The following is a 20314-nucleotide window of genomic DNA, read 5'->3' as shown; positions in this document are numbered from 1 at the left end:
TGTTATAAGTTATTTCAGCTATAAAGTCGCCAGGAGATTAATCATTACGGCTGCCATTACGACTATCGCTGTTTCCCGAATGGCCGTGGCCACCTTTGTCATGGTTCTCTACCGACCCGGTTGCGTCGTGCTCATCTTCCGGGCTCTGTTTGCTTTTGTGTTTTCCACGCGAGGTATTCTGCTGCGAATTGTCGGGGACGTTGGAATTCAACTCCGATTTTTCTGTCTTGTCTGCCGTTTCCCGGACGGTTGGTTGTGGGGCTCCCTTGCTCATAACGTTGTTTTGTTGCTTTGTCCGTACATAACTAGCCTGCTGGCGGATTGTTCGGCCTGGCAACCCTGATGGTCGGGTCAATGCCACGGGCTGGCCAATTCACCGTACCTTTGCCGCACCATGCATACCAATTACTATTTTCTGCGCCAATTGGCCCCGGTCCTTGAACAACGGTTGATTCCCGAAACAGACGCTGGGCTCCGGTTCATGGAATGCTTTAGTCAGGATCGCGACGAAGTGGTGCTGGTATTCGCGCAGGCTAAAGGGCGGCTCAACTACTACAAACCGTTTTATATCAAAGCAACGCTGCGTCCGGATTTTTCGGGTCTTTTCTTTCCCGATGCCGTTCAACGCGCCCGGACGAACAGTGCCGATCTGTTCACCGAGCTTACCGACTGGACACCAGCAGAAGCGCCTGATGGCGATGGGCAACCGGCGGGATTGATCGTGACGGGTGTTCGTTCGTTCAGAAACGAACGCTGCCTGGGTATTACGCTGGAACAGGGATATACGCTTGTATTCAAGTTTTTCGGTAACCGTCCCAATCTGCTGGTCTTTCGGGGGAATACAATAAATGAGCGATTCAACCAGAACCTGCTCACGGACGAACACCTGCTGCTGGATCAGTTCGACCGGCCTCTGGATCAGTCCTACGAGTCTTACCAGCGCGCTGGCTACGATCATCGTCCCTTATTCCCGACTTTCGGAAAACTGGTAAACGACTGGCTGAGTGAACACGCCATTCCCGGAAACGATCAGTGGCCAGTTATTCAGGAAGTTCTCCACCAATTCGATCATCCGACCTATTACCTTACCCGGTTGCACCACAAGCCGGTGCTGAGTCTGCTACCCGTCGGCGAAAACCAGCAGGTGTGGAGCGATCCCATCGAAGCCGCTAACCGGTTCTATACCACCTATAACGGACGTAGTACTTTTGACCGCGAAAAATCGGAATTACTGCGCCTGCTCGAAAAACAGCGGAAGCGGGCCACAGCGCTGATTGATATAAACATGGAGCGGTTATTGTCGCGGGAGGAAGGCGCGAGTCATGAGGAAATGGGTCATATTCTGATGGCCAATCTGCACGATATTGCCGAAACGCCCGGCGGCCGCTCACCCGAGCGCGTTACCTTATTGGATTTTTATCGGGATCAGCCCATTACGCTCAAACTAAAACCCGACCTGAGCCCCCAGCGAAACGCGGAAAACTTCTACCGAAAAGCCAAAAACGAGAAGTTAGAAGAGGAACATCTCACCAGTCAGGTTGCCGCGCGCGAGCAGGAAATTGCCCGCATCGATCAGCATCTACTGGCCGTTCCGGAACTCCAGACACTGAAGGAATTCAGACGGTATGTCAAGCAGCATGGACTGCTTACGGCCAGTGGGCTCTCGCTGGGAGATGATAGCAAGGGGCCGCTGTTTAAGGAGGTTACCCTGTCGGGATTCCGGATTCTGATCGGACGAAACGCGCGCAATAACGATCTGCTGACCCAGAAGTTTTCCTACAAAGAAGACCTGTGGCTTCACGCCCGCGATGTAACGGGCTCGCACGTGCTGATCAAGTACCAGGCTGGTAAAACGTTTCCGAAAAATGTCATTGAACGGGCGGCTGAACTGGCGGCCTGGTATTCCAAACGCCGAACTGATAGTCTCTGTCCGGTGACCGTAACTCCCAAGAAGTTTGTCCGGAAGCCCAAAGGGCTGGCCGAGGGGCAGGTTCTTATCGAGAAAGAGAGTGTCGTGATGGTCGTGCCGAAGGGGGAATAAAAAAGGGATAACCGACCCACGATTATCCCTTCTCCATCAGTTCCAGCGTTTACTGATCCACGGCTACGTTAAGATGAGCCAGGATCAGCCGGTGCATTTCGTGCCAGGTATGATTCCAGGAGTTTTCTTTCAGGAAGGTATCAATTGCTTCCCAGTTTTCCGGGTGCTTGCCGCTAAGGGCGAGCTTGACGGCCGCGGCAAACGAGTCGGCTGAGTCAGCAATCTGAACGTATCCTTCGGTGCCGTAAGTACGTACTACGTCCTTAATCGGTGTAGAAATTACTGGCAGGCCAGCCGCCAGGTATTCCGGCGTTTTGGTCGGACTGATGAAGCGGGTCGACTCGTTCAACGCAAACGGCAGAATCGCTACGTCCCAGTTACTGAAATAAGCAGGCAGATCGTTGTAGTGCTTCATGCCCAGGTAGTGCACATTCGGACCTTTTGGCAGCAGTTCCCGGTTGATCTTTACGATAGGACCAACCAGAATAAACTGCCACTCAGGGTGCTGAGTTGCCAGTTCGCTGACCAGTTTATAGTCGAACCGTTCATCGATTACCCCACTGAAGCCAAGCCGTGGCTTAGGCTTCGTCTGCTGGTCGACCGGGTCGGCCTGTTCCTGGCGGGCAACGGCGAAATGATTAAAGTCGATGCTGCTGGGGAACGCGAACACGTGCGGGTGCCGATGTTGTTTCGCTTCGTACAGGCTGTAGCCGCCCGTAAAGACCAGGTCGGCCCGGTCGATCAGTCGCTGCTCTTGCGTCAGCAGTTGAGGGGGGGCACCCAGAAATGCCGACAACTCATCCATGCAGTCGTAGATCGTCATGCGTGGCGTCAGGTGATCGCTGAACAGCAGGGCCATTGGCGTATAGTACCAGCCAACAAAACTCTTGATGTTCTTTTCGGCCAGAAAGTTATCGAGCAATTGCCGCTGCATCCGGGTAGCTTCCTCCTGGGGTGTGCCGTGCGGAATGTGCGGTACCAGAACCGTTAGTTTATCAGTTTGTTGGCACTCGTTCAATCGATAGTCATTGTCCCAGATCGGTTCCTCCAGAAACCAGACATGGTAATCGGACGTAGCGCGGCTCAGTAGATGCTGAGGACGCTGATACACAAAATTCCACCGCAGGTGGGAAAAACAGATCAGATGCTTGGGGTCACTTGACGAAGTCAGTCGAGTCTGATTGCCGTTCGTATCAACCATTTCAGACATCGAGTTCATACCTTTCATATATGCCAGTTAGGGAAGTTAGATAAAGTCCGTTCGTTATTTTACGCGGACGGTATAAAGAGGCTAATTTACAAACCGAACGTTCCATAAAATGTTAAGCGGAAGAAATAATATTTTATGGAAATAGCGATCTAGACCATCGGTAAAAATACTCGGAACGTAGCCCCCGCCCCCTCCTGACTGCTGGCCGTAATGTAGCCACGGTGAATATCAACGACTTTGCGGCAGATAGCCAGACCCATACCCGTGCCGGAGTAGTGCATGCGCCCGTGCAACCGCTGGAAAATAGTGAAGATTCGGTCTAGGTAGCGCTCGTCGAAACCGATCCCGTTGTCAATGACGTCGATGACAGCATACCGGCGGCCCGTCTGCGAAATATCGTCCGGAAGCAGCATTTTGGGAAGTTCGTACACGTCAGCGGGATGGCCCTGCACCCGAATCTGAACAGAGTTGCCAGCCAGCTGAAATTTAAGGGCGTTGCTCAGCAGATTCTGGAATAGCTGGCGCAGCAGGGTGGTGTCACCCCAGACGGGCGGCAGCGTGTCGATTGTAAACGTTACCGAAGGTTCATCGGCAATGCCGAGGTCATCGCTCACGCTGGTCAGAAGGTGACTCAGATCGATCAGACTAAAGGTTTCTACCTTTCCCGCCAGCCGGGCGTAGGTAAGTAAATCCTGCACAAGCGAGCGCATCCGGGTGGCTGAACTCTGCATCCGCCGGACCAGATCGGCCGCAGACTCGCTCATGTCGTGGGTGTACTGAGCGGTGAGTACATCGCCGAATGAAACAATTTTACGGAGTGGCTCCTGCAGATCGTGACTGGCTACGTAGGCAAACTGCTCCAGGTTCTGGTTCGACTGGTGCAGTTCCTCAATGGTTGCCCGAAGTTGCTGACTAACCTCTCGGGCGGGGGTAATGTCCTGCAGCGTAGCGACGAAACCGTCGTGGAGCTTCGTCAGTGTAATATCGAGCCATCGGCCCAGCGTCGGAACAAATTCCTCTTTCCGGATAGGTTCACCCGTCACGATCATCTGCCGCAGGCGATCCATGCGACGGTCGGTGACCGGGTACATTTCGGAAAGTGTCATACCTGTCAATGATCCCTGGGCCTGTTCGGTGAGCTCCTCAAAGCGATTGTTCGTGAGCGAAATCTGAAAATCGGTAATAATTTGCTGCTCGTCGCGCACGGCCTCAAAAACGACAATGGCATTGGGCGATGAATCGAGTACGCCGTTGAGCAGGGCTGTCTGCCGCGCCAGCCGACGAGCGGTGTGGTGCAGATCGCTGGTTTCGGAGTAGGAAAGCAGTAAGCCATCCCGGCCAAAGGGAGCGGCCGACTGCACGAACCAGGCATCGTGCTCGTTGAGGATGGTCTGCTGTTCAATTCGCTGGGCAACACCCGTACGCATGGCGGTCAGGTACGTTTGCCAGAGGGAGGTCGTGCGTATGTCAGGAAAAAAATCGGTCAGGAGTTTACCAGTAACGTCCTGTTCCTGCAGCGGCTGTCCCCAGAACGTATCACGCAGGGCGATCTGATTCAGAAAGCGGTACCGAAAGTTAATGATGGGATGGTTGGGTAACGTCTCATCCCGAACGGCCGTCATGCCTACCAGCCCATTGGGCGAATGGGCCATAACTTGCCGCCAGATAAGCGACAGTTCGTCGGCCGGAATCGTTTCAAAATAGCCACCCGGGGGCGCGTCTGTCGTATTGCTGTACGGCTCAAAGGCGGGCTGATTCATGGAAGATTACGGCAAAACTGATGTGCCGTACGGTGGGTACACACTGTTACAACTCCAACGGCCACGGTATTCGTATAAAGAAGCCATTAAAAATACGAAAGAATTCGCTACCGTTTAATAAACAAATAGCCTGAAATCTCTCTGAAGGAAGTTCAGGCTGGATAAGAATTAATCTATCGGTAGAACGTAGCGAATCAATCAGTGTTGATTCGTTGATTTTTTGCCTTCGTTGAGTTCGAAGAGATAACCGTCGGGGTCGGAGAAATAAAGTTGCACAACACCATCGAACCGTACCTGCCGGTGATACGGGATTTGTTTTGCTTTAAGAAATGCTTCTGACTGGCCGATATTTTCGACAAAGAGAGCGTAATGACTACCGTTTCGATCGTGTACGATCTGCTCGGTTCGTCCGTCGAGGAGGTGAATCATCTGCCCGTCGCCGAGATCAAACCAGGCCCGGGTCGCTTTCATATTGTCGGGCACCGGCACCGGTTTCAACCCCAGTACGTCCCGGTAAAAAGCGGTACTGGCCGGAATGTCCTTCACGTGAATGGCTAGGTGATTATGCCGGATAATGCCCAGGTTGTTCGGTCCCGGCATGGAGGTGCCTGGGGTCGGTTCACCGGGAGCCGACGCGCCCGGCGTCGGCATTGGTTTGACCTGATTTGATTGGCAATAGGCCGAATAGCCCCCCTGGCTCAGCGCGGCCATTACCAGCGCCGACACAATAAACTGCTTCATAGTCAGCAAAGGCGCTAGGGTACTAAAACTACCCGACTCTGCTGACCTGCTGTTGTTTGGATGGATAGGACGTACCGTCCGGCTGACAGCCCGCGCAGGTTAAGACTACGCGAATGTTCACCCGCTCCTAACTGTGCTTCCGTCAGACTCCGGACACGCTGCCCCAGCAGGTTGGTTAGCGCCAGAGAAAGTGCTCCGGCAGACGGGGTTGTGAAATCGATAGAGACCAATTCGCTGGACGGATTGGGGTAAATGGTAAGTGATGTTGCTGCGGGCTCGATCGCCGTAACTACCGCCGGGGCCTCGGTTCCTTTCAGAATCCAGTTGTTAGGATCGACAACAACGCCCGTTGCCGTTCCTTTGCTGGGGAGAGTAAACCTCTGGTCGGCCCGGTCGTTGACGACCGTTACGGTTGTATCACCCGCGGTTGCCTTGATCGTTAGCTGCACCGGCATGGTAAACGACGACGGGCTGCTGGCCGTCGTATTCCGTTGCACCAGCCGAACTGAGACCTGGTTGGCCTGGTTGCTTCCCGTGATACTCACCTGATACGTTGGATACCCGGCTCCGTAAATCCATTGCTGAAAGAAATACCCCAGTTTCTTGCCGGATACCTGCTCGGCGATGCCTTGAAAATCTTCTGTAATGGCTGTCTGGTAGGCGTATTTCGATGTTGAATAGCTACGTAAGGTATTGATGAACGTGCTGTCTCCCAGGACTCCCCGTAACATATGGAGCACCGCAGCCCCTTTGGCATACGTGCGAGTGCTGTTAAAAATATTGCCGACTGAGCTGATATCCTGTACGTAGATGCTTCCCTGAGCACTCTTCGCCCGGGTCAGAAACCGGTCCATGTACCCCTGGTAGCCCTGACGACCACCCGTCGATTCGGCGTAAAGGGCCTCAGCGTAGGAAGCAAAACCTTCGTTGAGCCAGATATTTTCCCAGTTGCGGCAGGTGATCTTGTCGCCAAACCACTGGTGAGCCAGTTCGTGCGCAATGACAGTGGGGGTGAATGCCGCTTCTTCCATCGAACTAATAGTCTGGTGTTCCATGCCACCATTTCCCGTACCAAATTGGGCGTGTCCGTATTTCTCCGCCGAAAACGGATACGTGCCAAACTGAGTCGAGAACAACTGCATCATCTTCGGCGTCAGATCCAGATTTGCCTTCACCGACGACAGGACTTCCGGATAAACGTAGTGCGTAACGGGAACAACCCGGTTGCCGGACGTAAAGGGCGTATCGTAACGGGTATAGTTCGACGACGCAATCGAGATTAGGTAATGCGCGATGGTGTGGCGGTTGCGCCAGAAGTAAGTTTTCGTGTTATCCGGATTGTCGGTAATACTGGCCAACGTACCGTTCGACACGGACACGAACGTAGCCGGGGCCGTTATGCGTACGTCGGAGGAGTCAACTTTCTCGGCGGGAGTATCCTTACAGGGAAACCAGTCGGGAGCACCATATGGCTCACTGAGCGTCCAGATGGCTGGGTCGCTCGTTTTCTCGTGCTTACCAAAAACAAAGCTGCCGGAGGTGCTGATAGGGATTCCCTGATAGTAGACAACTACGCGGATCGTCTGGCCGTTGGCGAGCGCCGTGGCCGGCTTGATGGTCAATTTGTTACTGGCAAACTGGTAGCTGAGCTTCTGCGTTCCTGCCTTTACCGAATCGACTCGTAACCCTTCGCCCGACGTAGCGGTGGTCGAGTTGAGATCCAGTGTAAACGAGGCCAGACTAGGGGTTACGCTCTTCAGGAGAACGGTGGCCGCCCCGCGCAGGTAGTTCGGTGTGTGGGTCAGTTTGAGATCAAGACCGTAGTAGAGAATATCAATGTTGGCATCGCCGGGATAGGCCAGCCGGGCGTTGGCCAGACTGCCTACCTGACCAAAGGAACGAACTTTTCCGTGCTGACAGAACCAGCTGCCATCGGCTGGCAGTTCCTGTGCCCTGCCAAGCAGAGGGAGAAGAAAGAGAATGGAAATAAATAAACGTACCGACATGCGAAACTAGTTACGGGAATACTATAGAAAATGGACGACTAATCAAGTCAGGAGTCACTCCGCGGGGGGCAATGTCTGAGCGGGTTTATCCGCTTCGGCTTGTTTCTGTAGCGCTTCCAGTTTTTTTTGTTCCGCTTCGGGAAGCTGAAGCTGCCAGTTCATCGAATTAGCCAGCTGGTAAATCATGTACTGAATCTGATTATTCGCAATCTTGGGTAGGTCGCTTTGCATAGCCCGCTCGTTCATAACCTGCTTGGCTTCCTCCAGAATCTGGGTATAGTCAGCCCCGCTGAAATGATTGAGTAAGCCAGCCTGGATGTCGTAAAATTTATAGTCGGTGTCGATCGAAAGCACCTCCGGTTCCGGAAATGAGTCAATGACCAGCGTTCGCTTGTCGGTATCCGATACGCTGAAACGAACCTTGGCAAAATCAAAGCCAACCAGGACTTTCGATCGGGCAATGATCATGGCCTTCTTCGGATCATTGAACAAATACATGATCTTGCGCTGGTCCTGGTAATTGTAGATTTCCGAAAAGTAACCCTCGGCCATCACAACTTTAAAAACTTTCTCGATACGCTCCAGCAGAAGGGTTGATTCATAACGAGTGCTGGCCGACTGAGTGCGACTGCGCAGAAAGTTAGCCAGCGTAATGCCCGCTCCTCCGCCGACAAGTAACAAAAGAAGAATGGTCAGAAAATCCATAAAATATGTCAGGTACACAACGTAACGTTCGCCGGTTGCGCTTTGTTACCAACCAAAAAAGGGGCTATATAAGCCCCTTTTTTATTGATGCATGCTGGTTACTTCGCGTAGGCCACGGCTCGCATTTCACGGATAACTGTTACTTTGATCTGACCGGGGTACTGCATTTCTTTTTCGATCTTCTGCGAGATTTCGTAGGAGAGAACGCCCGCCCGCTCGTCGGATACGTGATCGGCGTCGACCATGATCCGCAGTTCGCGACCGGCCTGAATGGCGTAGCATTTCGTCACGCCGGGGAAGTTGCCAGCCAGCTCTTCCAGTTCTTTCAGGCGCTTGATGTACGACTCCATCATTTCCCGACGGGCACCCGGCCGTGAGCCGGAGATGGCATCACACACCTGCACGAGGGGCGAAATCATGCTGGTCATCTCAATTTCGTCGTGGTGAGCGCCAATGGCGTTGATCACCTCGGGGTTCTCCTTGTATTTCTTCGCCAGCTCCATACCCAGAATGGCGTGGGGTAACTCAGCCTCTTCGGGCCATACTTTACCGATGTCGTGGAGCAGACCAGCGCGTTTCGCCAGCTTGGCGTTCAGACCCAGTTCAGCCGCCATGGTCGCGCAGAGCTTAGCCACTTCGCGGGAGTGCTGGAGCAGGTTCTGGCCGTAGCTGGACCGGAAACGCATCCGACCAACCATTTTGATCAGTTCGGGGTGTAGACCGTGAATGCCCAGGTCGATAACGGTACGTTCACCGATTTCGACGATTTCGTCCTCAATATTCTTGCGGGTTTTAGCCACGATCTCTTCGATGCGGGCAGGATGAATCCGTCCGTCCTGTACGAGCCGGTGCAGCGACAGCCGGGCGATCTCCCGCCGAACGGGATCAAAACCAGAGATAATGATCGCTTCGGGCGTATCGTCGACGATAATTTCGACACCCGTCGCGGCTTCCAGCGCCCGGATGTTCCGGCCTTCCCGGCCAATGACTTTGCCTTTTACGTCGTCGGATTCAATGTTGAACACCGATACGCAGTTTTCAATAGCGTGCTCGGCCGCGGTGCGCTGAATGGTTTCGATAACGACCTTCTTGGCTTCTTTGGTCGCCGTCAGTTTCGCTTCCTCAACGATGTTTTTGATGTAGGACGAGGCACGGGTTTCGGCTTCGGCTTTCAACGTATCAACCAGTTGCTCACGGGCCTGATCGGCTGAGAGACCCGCGATTTTCTCGAGTTGCGACACCTGCTCGGCCAGCATCCGGTCGGCTTCCTGCTGCCGGCGATCTACCTCTTCCCGGCGTTTGTTGAGTGCGTCAACCTGTTGTGCCAGCCCGTTTTTCTGCTGACCCAATTCGTTACGCTGCTGGTTGAGTTCGTGTTCGCGGCTTTTCTGCTGATCGGCCTGCTGGTTCAGTTGCTGCTCGCGCTGCTTGAGTTTATTCTCGTTCTGCTGGAGAATATTCCGTTTCTGATTCGTTGTCTCTTCAAATTCAGCTTTCAGCTTCAGGTATTTCTCCTTGGCTTCCAGCATCCGATCTTTCTTAATCGTTTCAGCCTGTAATTCAGCGTTTTTCAGGATGGAAGCCGCTTTTTCCTGCGCTTCCTGCTCATGACGGGCGCGAACGCCAGCCATCGACTGACGACCAATAAATATGCCAATGCCGCCCCCAAGCAGGGCCGCCAGAATCGTTAACCAAATAGGGATGTCCATCGGACTATATCGTTAGGGTTGAACAAATAAATCAACCTGCCGCGATACAAACGCTCCTCACGCCAACCCAGAGTATGACTGGTTTACTGCATGCTCAGCCCCGGCTATACCGAACCGGGGCTAAGCGTTTTGTCTACTTGAGCGAGTTTGTCAAATACTTCCTGTCTAAAGCCCTGTATCTGTCGATCGCCCCGTAGTTTGGTGATCAGACAGGAGAAAGCAATCTGGGCCAATGCTTCCTGCGCATCGCCGATTTTTGCTTTCTGGAGTTTATGGTACTCTTCCTGAATCAACCTGGCCGCTTCGCGCACGATGGATTCCGACTCTGGTTCGACGTAGAGCTTATAGGGTCGGTCAGCAATTTTTACGTGGATTGGTAATTCTTCCATCGTGACGATTTGATCCCGTGAGGTTCTGTACCTCAGCGTTAGATTACATATTATGACAAACTACTCATGTGAGCAATACACCGTTCCAGTTCCCGGATATACTCATCGAGTTGTCGTTTTAATTCCGCATTTGTATCTGTCCCGGACAGATTGTCTTTCACAAGTTTACCAAAATCTTTCGATTTTGATGCATTTTTTTCTGATACCGGTTGCTTTTTCTGCAACCGTTTGATGGTAGCCTCCTGCGCCTGGTTATACTTTTCCAGGTTCTGGTTGTGCTTTTCCAGTGCTACTTTTTCGTCTTTTAGCTTCTTGATCTGTTGCTGAGCGGCATCATAGTCTGTTTTCAGCAACTCGACTTTTCGTTCGAGTGCTTCGATCAACGCAAAAATCTGATGCTCACTTGCCACTGGTCAATGGGGTTGAGGATGAAAAAATAGTTTGGTGAACAGGACTACTTACTTCCGGATCAGGGCGCCCAGTTCCCGTTCAAACGCGTCCTGTAACCGCTGCATCGTCTTCTGGATAGCTGCGTCGGTCAGCGTCTGAGTTGGGTCCTGTAACATAAAGCTAACCGAATAGGATTTCTTATCGGCCCCCAGGTTTTGTCCTTCGTAAACATCAAACACGTTAACCGATCGCAGGAGTTTCCGTTCGGCCTGGTGAGCCAGTCGGCTAATGCGATCAAACGTAACGCCCTTATCGATAACGAGCGACAGATCCCGACGAACTTCGGGGAAACGTGGCACCTCCTGATAGCGGGGTTTGGCGCTTGTCAGACTTAATAACGCCTGCCAGTCGAAATCCGCATAGAAGACCGGCTGTTTTAAGTCAACCAGTTTTGTCAGCTTAGGGTTAACCAATCCCAGGCTAACGATTGGTTTTTTGTTAACGATGTATGTCAGACCGTATTGAAACAGGGCTGAATCGGCGGGCTGCGTATCGTACTGTTTAACCCGGAACAGGTTCAGGACGCGCTGCACGGCGGTGGCCAGGTCGTGGTAGGCAACCGGCTGGTCTTTCTGGCGCCAGCTTTCGGCTTCCTCGTTGCCCGTCAGCGCTAAACTAAGCCGCTGTTTCTCGACGTATTTCGTCCCGTTCTCGCCGGTAACTTTTGAATATACCTTCCCAAACTCGAACGTTTTAAGGTCTTTCTGCCGCCGGTTGATGTTGTGTAGCAAGGTTTCCAGCGCCGAGAACAGCAGCGTCTGCCGCATGACCGACAACTCTTCACTGAGTGGGTTCAGCAACGTAACGTCGGCGTTTGGCAGGGCCGCCCGAATCGCGTCGTTATAGGCCGGGCGCGTGAGCGAATTGGTCAGAATTTCGTAGAAGCCATTGGCCGCCAGTAACTGCCCAACCCGGCTCTGCCACTGATTAGGATCAATTTTCGGGAACTGCGACAGTGAATCGGCCGCGAGCGTTGTCGACAGCGGCACGTTGTCCAGCCCGTAGATACGCAGAATCTCTTCAATCACGTCGGCTTCGCGCGTTACGTCTACCCGGTAGGGAGGAACCACGGCGATGAAATCGATGCCTTCGTCGGCTGCGTTAGCGTCCACCTCGATATCAAGTGCGTTCAGAATCCGGGTGATTTCGGCCCGGTCGATCTGCACGCCAATCAGGCGGTCGATATTTTTGTAGCGCATCGGTACCCGAAACGGCTCAATCGGAGTGGGGTACAGGTCAGTAATCTCCGACGTAATCGTCGCCGAGCTGTTGCCCGCTACTTCCTGAATCAGCAGGGCCGCCCGTTTGAGCGCGTAGATCGGCATGTTCGGATCGGTGCCCCGTTCGAAGCGGAACGATGCATCGGTTTTGAGGCCGTGGTGCTGCGCCGTTTTCCGGATAGAGCTAGGTGAGAAGTACGCCGACTCCAGGAAAATGCGGGTTGTCGCATCGCCAACCCCCGACGATTTCCCGCCAAAGACACCGGCAATACACATGGCCGATTCGGCCGGTGCTTCCGCGCCGTTGCAAATCATCAGGTCCGTAGCTGTCAGCTTTCGTTCCACGCCATCGAGCGTAACAAAGGGCGTGCCTTCGGGCAGAGTTTTCACGATGACCTGATTGCCAACTACTTTATCGGCATCAAAGGCATGCAGCGGCTGTCCCAGATCGTGGCAAACAAAATTCGTTACGTCCACGATGTTGTTGATCGGGTTCACACCAATCGCCAGCAGTCGTTGCTTCAGCCAGTCCGGTGATTCACCAACCGTAAGGCCGCTGATGGTCAGGCCCGCGTAACGGGGGCAGGCTTCCTGTGCCTCAACGCGGACGTCGAATGTCAGGTCCTGGTTGTCAACCGAAAAGGCATCAACTGACGGCATCCGCAGAGGACGATTCAGGGCTGCCTTCAGATCACGGGCCACGCCAAAATGCGAAGCCGCATCGATCCGGTTCGGGGTCAGGCCAATGGCAATCTGGTAATCGGCTTCCAGGTTGAAATATTTGGCGGCTGGCGTACCGTTCGGCAAATCTGTGTCCAGCACCATAATACCGGCGTGGGATTCGCCCAGACCAATTTCGTCCTCGGCGCAGATCATCCCTTCGGAAGCTGCTCCGCGAATCTTGGCTTTCTTGATCTGGAATGCTTCGCCCGAGGAAGGATGTAACGTAGCGCCGACAAGGGCAACAACTACGCGTTGCCCAGCCGCTACGTTGGGAGCGCCACAAACGATGTTCAGGGGCATATCGGCTCCAACATCAACCGTCGTCAGATTCAGTTTATCGGCGTCCGGGTGTTTGGCGCAGGTGAGAACCTCTCCTAAGACAACGCCATCCAGTCCACCCGCAATAACATCTACTTTTTCAACCCCTTCAACCTCCAGACCCGTTGCGGTGAGCCGCTTACCAGTTTTTTCGGGTGATTCGGGCAAATCAATGAACTCTCGTAACCATTTATAGGAAATCTCCATACAGCGGCAAAGCAAATAAATACCGCAAAGGTAAGGAGAAGGGAGGAAAGGAACGGTGGAAGATGCGCCGGAATTAAATTTTCTGTAGGGTGATGCGCGGACAAAGGGCCGGGGGCGGGTCGGTTAGGGCAATAGCCGGACTGCTGGTTGAACACCCATTCGCGGTCGTGACCGTCACCGAGTAGTTGCCCGCCCGCAGCCCGCTGACGTTCTGGGTGGTGGCCCCGTTGGACCAGGCATATTGGTAGGGCGTTGTGCCGCCGGTGGCTGCCAGCGAAATTTGCCCGTCGCTGCCGCCCCGACAGGTAGGTGATACGGCCGTTGTTGACAGGCTGGGAGTTGAATATACCGTAACCGTCAGATTTGTCTGAGCCGTACAGCCATTTGGGCTCGTAAGCGTGACCCGAATGCTGCCCGAACCTGTCCACCGGATAGCCGCGCTGGTGCTGGTTGCCGTGCCGCCACTCACGAGAACCCCGCCCGTTATGGACCAGGAATACGTTCCGGTTGTACTGCTGACGCTGTAGGGGAGGGTCGTGCCCGCGCAGGCGCTGGCGGAGCCGCTGATGAACGCAATAGCGGGTGTATCACCAACCACAACAACCGACGTCGTGTCCTGACAACCCGCTCCGTCGGTTACGGTTAACCTGAACTGGCCTGTGCTGGTCGTTGAAATAACCCGCGTCGTGAGCAATTGCTGATCGGCAGTAATCCAACGGTATGTGTAGTTACCGGCGGCACTGGTGGCCGTAGCGGTCAGCGAAGTGGCTCCCGTTGGCCGGCAGACAAACGGGCTGGCTGGCGTGATGGTGGCGTCGAGGTCATTGTTGCTGTTCACAAACTCCAGGCAAACGGTTCCTTCAGCGCCGAACTCGTTCGTAACGGCTACCCGAATCGTATCCCGGCTGCAGCTGGGTGCGTTGCTGCGCATGGTGTACAGAATACATTTGTTATTCGTCGGATCAACACTGATGGAGCCGGTCAGCGTCCCCCCGGCTACCCCCCGCACGAAATTGTTCGAGCCGCAACTGCTGAGCGCCAGACAAAGTTGTCGCTGCTGACCGGGCGTGACCAGCGCGGCCCGGTAAAAGCTGGTAGGCTGATTCGTTGTCGGACTCAATACGTCGACCGGAGCGTCGTAGCTTGAATAATAACCAAAGTTGCCGGTGGCCGAACTGCCGCTGATGACACCAACGTGAAAACGCTGGCTGGCCGTAAAACTGTTGGAGAGATTAAAGGGTGTCAGCGTAGTGCCCGCAAAGTTTACGATGGAATAAGCTGTACCGCCCACCGTGATATTGTCGGTAACGGACCCGCGAACGGTGTAGGCCTGATTGTTGAATTGTAGACTGGATAAGGCTGAGGTTGGAATGATGACCTGCGCCTGCTCAATGGTACTGCCTGCGTTACGAAAAAAATCACTGCGCAAGCTGCCAGTACACGTATTAATCGTAGGAAGAATACTCATCCCGAATTCATTGGCCGACACCGACGATACCTGGAAGGCGTATACCTTTTTGGTTGCGTTGATCAGGAACGCCCGGTTGATGGCCAGGTTCGTCAGGTTGTACGTAAAGACTTGCCCCGGCCCAATGGTAACCGTAGTCAGGGAGGTTGGCGCTGCCCCAACGGCGGCCGGTCCGGTAATGGTCAGACTGGTGGCCTGTTCAATACCGACAACGAAGATATAGTCGGAGTTGGCGACGGTGTTTTGTCCGTGTACGGCTACGTATTGCTGGCCCGTCAGGCGGGCGGGAATCAACTGATCGAACCCCCCGTCACGGTTGCCGCTGTACGGCTGGTACGTGTGGTGTGAGCCGGAGTTGACCGTAATCGGCTTATTGGACGTAATGAGTGTACCGGCAATCGTTACGTTGTTCGAGGTGGAACTGGAGAGAGTCGTCGACGTAACCATGTAAGTTTCACCCGCATTGAGCGATACCGAAAATGACGACGGATTGGTAACGCCCTGCAGCGGACTTGGACTGCGGATTGTAACGATCGTGTTGTCCTCCGTTGCCATGATGCTGGCAAAGTGCCGCTGGTCGACGGCGTTTTGCGTCGTTGACAAACGGGTCTGGCTACCCGCATAAAAGGCATAGCCCAGGCCCGCCCGGCCCTTGATCGAAATAATGTCCTGGTTGCTGGAGGGAGTCAAGCGGTACGTTGCCTGGATGGGTTCGTCGGACTGAAGAATCAGGCCTTTGTTACGTTCTTTCGTGTTGGGGTTGGTCGACATTACGACCGTCAGCGGCAGCGCCAGACTGGTAGACGTTGCCGAGGAGAGTACTACCTGCTGGCTGTAAGAACCATCGGGTGTTCGAACGGATACGATAGCGCTGGCCGATTTGGTCGATAGAATCAGGTCCTGCGATCCGTAGATAGCGCTACCAGCAGACGGGTTACCGTAAATAGAAGGGAGATAGTAAATATTGGGCTGAACGCAGTTGATGACCCGATTACACTCTGGACAGTCGGGGTCCTGGCAGTCGACCAGGTTGTCGCCATCGTCGTCAATACCGTTGTTACAAATCTCGGTTGCCTGTGCCCAGGCGGCAGTATTTACGAAGGCAACGAGTAGCCAGCCAATCAGGCACAGGCCGGAAATAAACTTCATTAATGGCAGTTAAGTACAGTTCGTTGTTCAACTCATTTGCAAGAGTTATGCCATTAGTATACAAAAATTTGCAGTTTATATAATTATTATACGTACGAATAATAAACGTATCGCTATTATTCGTGCGCTACGTATTGTTCACCGGCTTCAATGGCAATAGGGAGATTGTTCTCCTTCGGGGGGAGCGGACAGGCAAATCCGGGGTTATAGGCACAATACGGATTATAAGCTGCATTGAAATCCAATACGGCGCGGTTTTCCTGCATCAGTTTGGGATCTAGTTCCAGATAGCGCCCACCACCATAGGTTGTTTTGCCCGACGTAGCATCGCGGAACAGGATGGAATACGTGTCCTTGAGTTTAACAATCAACAGCCGGCAAGCCTCGCCATTGAGACTGAAAACGGCGTGGGCGTATTTATCATATACCTCTTCGCTGCCGTCGGTTAGGGTAACCACCAGCTTCTGGGTTTTATCGGCAAAGGGTTCCAGACGGGCCACAACCCGATAGGCTGGGTCGGGTGAAAAGTAACGCAGGCCCGAAAAAGAGGTCTTATCTGTAAAGGGCGATTCGGCACTGGTACGAAAGAAATCATTTTTTTTCTCCCTTGATGCGGCCACCTGCTGCCGGTAAGCGTTCGGATCAACCGTACCAAAGCCGTCGGAAGCGTCGTCGCTGAGGAAAAAATAGGCAACAGCCGCTACCACCAGCACGACCAGCCCTGTCAGAAGTGTCTTGTTCGTAAACATTGGGCAAAAATGGGGCAAATCTGCATGAAACGAATAGATTCCGAAAAAAAGCCGGGATTCACAAACAATTAATGAGTAGATTTCTTAAATAGAATGTAGATACAATCATTCAAGATTGTATCTTGGTACCTTGATTAAAAGCAGATTAAAGATTCTGACTATCTAGTTTATCGGAAGATTTACTTAGGTAACACAACAAACGATTGACGTTACGGAATGGCTGAATTGTACAACTTAAAAACATTTTCATCCGAAACCGGTGACCTGACCGTTTTCGAAAATATTATACCCGGTCAAATCCAGCGGGTGTTCTACATCTATAATGCTGGCGAAGGTTCGCGGGCCGGTCATCGGCATCACCTGGCCTGGAACGCGTTGATTTGCCTGAATGGAAGCTGCCGGGTGTACAATAATAACGGGAAGGGAGAAGAGTACTTTCATTTGACAAACCCCCGCCAGTGCCTTGTGCTGAAACCAGAAGACTGGCATACCATGGATCAGTTTTCGGAAGATGCCATTCTGCTGGTGGTATCAAATCAACTCTACGACAAAGACGATTACATTTACGAACCATACCCGAATCAGGTGATGGTGGCCTCCGAATGATTCCATTTCTGGACCTGAAACGGCTCAATGAACCGTATGAGGAGTTGATTGCTCTGGCTACGCAACGCGTTATATCATCTGGCTGGTACATTCTGGGACGGGAAGTTGATGCCTTTGAAACACAGTTTGCCCAGTATTGCGGCACGCGGCACTGCATTGGTGTCGGTAATGGGCTCGACGCGCTGACCCTCGTCCTGAAAGCCTGGGACTTTCCGGCAGGCAGCGAAATCATCGTACCGGGAAACGCCTATATTGCCTCCGTTCTGAGCGTAACGCTGGCTGGACTAACGCCCGTTTTTGTCGAACCTGATCCTGAAACATACTTACTCGATCCCACCCGAATTGAAGCCGCCATTACGTCCCGCACGAAAGCGATACTGCCCGTGCATCTGTACGGGCGGTGCTGCGACATGAATCCCATCAATGAGCTGGCCCATCGATATTCGCTGCGCGTACTGGAAGATGCGGCCCAGGCGCACGGTGCTTGTTACCAGTCGAAACGGGCGGGAGCTCTTGGTCATGCGGCTGGCTGGAGCTTCTATCCCAGCAAAAATCTGGGTGCTCTGGGCGACGCGGGCGCTATTACAACCGACGACGACGAACTGGCCGGGCGGTTGCGGGCACTACGTAATTACGGCTCCGCCCAGAAATACGTGAATGATTACATTGGGCACAACAGCCGTCTGGATGAGATGCAGGCTGCTGTCCTGTCGGCCAAGCTGTCTTTTCTCGACACCGACAACAGGCGACGCCGGGAACTCGCCCAGCGTTACCTGACGGATATTATGCATCCTGATCTGGTTTTGCCCCCCGCCGATCAGCTCATTCAGGACGTCTGGCATTTATTTGTCGTTCGTTGCTCCCGGCGCGATGCATTTCGGGCGTATCTGTACGAACAGGGGATCAGTACCGACGTTCATTACCCGACACCACCGCATCGGCAGCAGGCTTACCCATCGTTTTCGCAACTCTCACTGCCCATTACGGAGCAACTTCACCGCGAAGTTGTTAGTTTGCCGCTGAATCCAACCCTGACGGACGCTGATGCGGATTACATCATCAGTCGAATTAACGCATGGACTTAAGCATCGTTATTCCCGTTTACAACAGTGAACATACAATCAGTCCACTGGTTGAGCGGCTGCACACGTGTCTGGCCGGACGCGCCTTCGAGGTTATTCTGGTGAATGACGGAAGCCCCGACCGCTCGGAGTCGGTGTGTCGGCAACTGGCTGCAGCCTACAAGAGCGTACAGTTTATCTCCCTGCGCCGGAATTTCGGGGAGTTTAACGCGGTACTCTGTGGGCTGAATCACGCAAGTGGTCAGCATGTTGTGATCATTGACGATGATTTCCAGAATCCACCCGAGTCTATTCTAACCCTGGTTGAAACGGCCGATATGGGTGGTTACGACGTTGTTTATAGCCGATATGAGGAGAAGCAGCACCATTGGTTTCGAAACCTGGGGAGTGGGCTCGTTAACTGGCTCACGACGTATTCGCTGGGCAAGCCTAGAGAGCTGTACCTATCCAGCTTCAAACTGATTCGGCGGGAGATAGTGAGTGAAATCATCCGCTACCGGGGACCGTATCCGTACATTGACGGGCTTATTTTTCGGGTAACCCGGCACGTTGGCAGTGTTGTCGTGCCGCACAATACCCGCCAGGAAGGCCGCTCGAACTACACGGCGCGTAAGCTTATCGCCCTCTTCCTGAACGTATTCATTGGTTACTCGCTCTGGCCTGTCCGAATTTTTACGGTGGTGGGAGCGGGGCTGTTTCTAACCAGCTTGCTGGCTGGTCTTGGTCTGTTGGCTGGCAGTATATGTGAGCTGATTGACGTACCAAACTGGATCATACTCTTGTGGGCAATTGCCTTTGCCACGGGGCTGCTGCTGCTCTGCCTGGGGGTGCTGGGCGAATACGTGGGCAAGCTGTTCATGGCCTATAGTGGGTTGCCGCCCTACGTCGAAAAGCGGAACTGGCCGGAAACTGTAAGCCGGGCGGTGTCGCAATCGTCTCTGTTGTTTTTACTGCCTCTGTTAAGCCACTTACCCCGCTGCCTATGATCGGTCGGTCGGAAGAATACGAAAAAATGTACCAGCTGGAGGGTAAACTCTGGTGGTACCGCAGTCTGCACGAGCGGGTTGCGGAGGCCCTGCAGGCTCATTTCGGCGACCGGCGCGATATGTCTATTCTGGACGTTGGCTGCGGAACGGGTGGCCTAATGGCCTTCCTGCGCGATCGGGGGTACACAAACCTGCGGGGGATCGATGGATCGACGGATGCCGTTGCAGCCTGCCGCGAACGAGGGTTAACGGTTTCGCTGGTTGATCTGAACGAGCTAGCCGAGACTGGCGAGAAGTACGACGCTGTTGTTTGTAATGACGTATTCTGCTATTTCCTGGGCGACCGACTGCCAGCACTGATGCGAAAACTGGCAACCCGTTTATTACCAGCGGGCATTCTGATCAGCAATAACAACGCTTTCGAGGTATTCAAGGGCCAGCACGATCTGGCCGTTGGTATCGCCCGGCGGTTTACACGGGCTGATTTTGAGCGTTTGCTTCCTGGAACTGGGCTGCGTATCGAACGGAGTACGTACTGGAGCTTTCTACTGTCGCCGGTTATCCTACTGATGCGCCAGTGGCAGAATCTGGAGCTGCGGCTAGGCTGGCAATCACCCGAATCGCCCAAATCGGATGTATATTTGCCCAGCCCCTGGCTGAACGAGACCCTTTACCGGGTTGTTCATACGGAGCAGAAGCTGCTTCCCCGACTGCCGTTCGGCAGTTCGCTGTTCATTGTGTTCTGCCCTGTTTAGGTTAGCGAGAAAGAGTGAGTGGCTCAGGGAAGCGCTGTTT

17 protein-coding genes are annotated in these 20314 nt (G+C 53.5%); 5 read left to right on the top strand and 12 right to left on the bottom strand.

What is annotated here, in order from left to right; translation table 11 throughout:
• Positions 1 to 37: 37 nt before the first annotated feature.
• On the bottom strand, positions 38 to 274 hold the full coding sequence (locus HU175_RS19070) for a hypothetical protein (RefSeq protein WP_176568090.1): 237 nt from the start codon (positions 272 to 274) through the stop codon (positions 38 to 40).
• A gap of 120 nt (positions 275 to 394) precedes the next feature.
• On the opposite strand from HU175_RS19070, the gene HU175_RS19065 reads away from it, so the two are divergent.
• Positions 395 to 2041: an NFACT RNA binding domain-containing protein gene (locus HU175_RS19065; protein ID WP_176568089.1), complete on the top strand. Its 1647-nt coding sequence runs from the start codon at positions 395 to 397 to the stop codon at positions 2039 to 2041.
• 49 nt (positions 2042 to 2090) lie between these two features.
• On the opposite strand, the gene HU175_RS19060 is transcribed toward HU175_RS19065, so the two are convergent.
• From HU175_RS19060 to HU175_RS19010, 11 genes are all read right to left on the bottom strand, one after another.
• Entirely contained in the window at positions 2091 to 3269 is a 1179-nt protein-coding gene (locus HU175_RS19060) for a glycosyltransferase family 1 protein (RefSeq protein ID WP_176568088.1), read from the bottom strand.
• A 131-nt stretch (positions 3270 to 3400) separates the two neighbouring features.
• Positions 3401 to 5011 carry a sensor histidine kinase gene (locus tag HU175_RS19055; protein ID WP_176568087.1) on the bottom strand — a complete coding sequence of 537 codons (1611 nt, stop codon included), beginning with the start codon at positions 5009 to 5011 and terminating at the stop codon, positions 3401 to 3403.
• Between the two features lie 198 nt (positions 5012 to 5209).
• Positions 5210 to 5752, bottom strand: a complete 543-nt coding sequence (locus HU175_RS19050) for a VOC family protein (RefSeq protein WP_228724211.1) — start codon at positions 5750 to 5752, stop codon at positions 5210 to 5212.
• Positions 5753 to 5766: 14 nt separating this feature from the next.
• A complete protein-coding gene (locus HU175_RS19045; RefSeq protein ID WP_176568086.1) occupies positions 5767 to 7758 on the bottom strand; it encodes a M1 family aminopeptidase in 1992 nt (663 codons plus the stop codon).
• Positions 7759 to 7812: 54 nt separating this feature from the next.
• Positions 7813 to 8463, bottom strand: coding sequence for a DUF4230 domain-containing protein (locus HU175_RS19040; protein ID WP_176569281.1), 651 nt, complete (start codon positions 8461 to 8463; stop codon positions 7813 to 7815).
• 98 nt (positions 8464 to 8561) lie between these two features.
• Complete coding sequence (gene rny / locus HU175_RS19035; RefSeq protein WP_176568085.1) at positions 8562 to 10172, bottom strand: ribonuclease Y; 1611 nt, start codon at positions 10170 to 10172, stop codon at positions 8562 to 8564.
• A 104-nt stretch (positions 10173 to 10276) separates the two neighbouring features.
• A complete protein-coding gene (locus HU175_RS19030; protein WP_176568084.1) occupies positions 10277 to 10561 on the bottom strand; it encodes a cell division protein ZapA in 285 nt (94 codons plus the stop codon).
• A 50-nt stretch (positions 10562 to 10611) separates the two neighbouring features.
• Positions 10612 to 10971, bottom strand: a complete 360-nt coding sequence (locus HU175_RS19025; protein WP_176568083.1) for a hypothetical protein — start codon at positions 10969 to 10971, stop codon at positions 10612 to 10614.
• Between the two features lie 48 nt (positions 10972 to 11019).
• On the bottom strand, positions 11020 to 13479 hold the full coding sequence (pheT, locus tag HU175_RS19020) for a phenylalanine--tRNA ligase subunit beta (RefSeq protein ID WP_176568082.1): 2460 nt from the start codon (positions 13477 to 13479) through the stop codon (positions 11020 to 11022).
• Positions 13480 to 13552: 73 nt separating this feature from the next.
• Positions 13553 to 16096 carry a hypothetical protein gene (locus HU175_RS19015; protein WP_176568081.1) on the bottom strand — a complete coding sequence of 848 codons (2544 nt, stop codon included), beginning with the start codon at positions 16094 to 16096 and terminating at the stop codon, positions 13553 to 13555.
• 116 nt (positions 16097 to 16212) lie between these two features.
• A complete protein-coding gene (locus tag HU175_RS19010) occupies positions 16213 to 16845 on the bottom strand; it encodes a DUF1684 domain-containing protein (protein ID WP_176568080.1) in 633 nt (210 codons plus the stop codon).
• A gap of 216 nt (positions 16846 to 17061) precedes the next feature.
• Between HU175_RS19010 and HU175_RS19005 the strand changes: the two genes are divergently transcribed.
• The 4 genes from HU175_RS19005 to HU175_RS18990 are packed head-to-tail and all read left to right on the top strand — an operon-like array spanning position 17062 to position 20274.
• Entirely contained in the window at positions 17062 to 17451 is a 390-nt protein-coding gene (locus HU175_RS19005) for a sugar 3,4-ketoisomerase (RefSeq protein ID WP_176568079.1), read from the top strand.
• The gene (locus HU175_RS19000) at positions 17448 to 18536 is read left to right on the top strand and encodes a DegT/DnrJ/EryC1/StrS family aminotransferase (RefSeq protein WP_176568078.1); all 1089 of its coding nucleotides are present in this window, start codon (positions 17448 to 17450) and stop codon (positions 18534 to 18536) included. The genes HU175_RS19005 and HU175_RS19000 overlap by 4 nt, the downstream gene beginning before the upstream one ends.
• The gene (locus HU175_RS18995; protein ID WP_176568077.1) at positions 18527 to 19519 is read left to right on the top strand and encodes a glycosyltransferase family 2 protein; all 993 of its coding nucleotides are present in this window, start codon (positions 18527 to 18529) and stop codon (positions 19517 to 19519) included. The genes HU175_RS19000 and HU175_RS18995 overlap by 10 nt, the downstream gene beginning before the upstream one ends.
• Positions 19516 to 20274 (top strand): class I SAM-dependent DNA methyltransferase, encoded by a 759-nt coding sequence (locus tag HU175_RS18990; RefSeq protein ID WP_176568076.1) that lies wholly within the window; start codon positions 19516 to 19518, stop codon positions 20272 to 20274. Before HU175_RS18995 ends, HU175_RS18990 begins: the two co-directional genes overlap by 4 nt.
• Positions 20275 to 20314 lie beyond the last annotated feature (40 nt).

This window comes from Spirosoma sp. KUDC1026, assembly GCF_013375035.1.
Taxonomy (GTDB): Bacteria; Bacteroidota; Bacteroidia; order Cytophagales; family Spirosomataceae; genus Spirosoma.
Note: the sequence above shows the minus strand (reverse complement) of the source record. Positions and strands in the feature narration are given on the sequence as shown.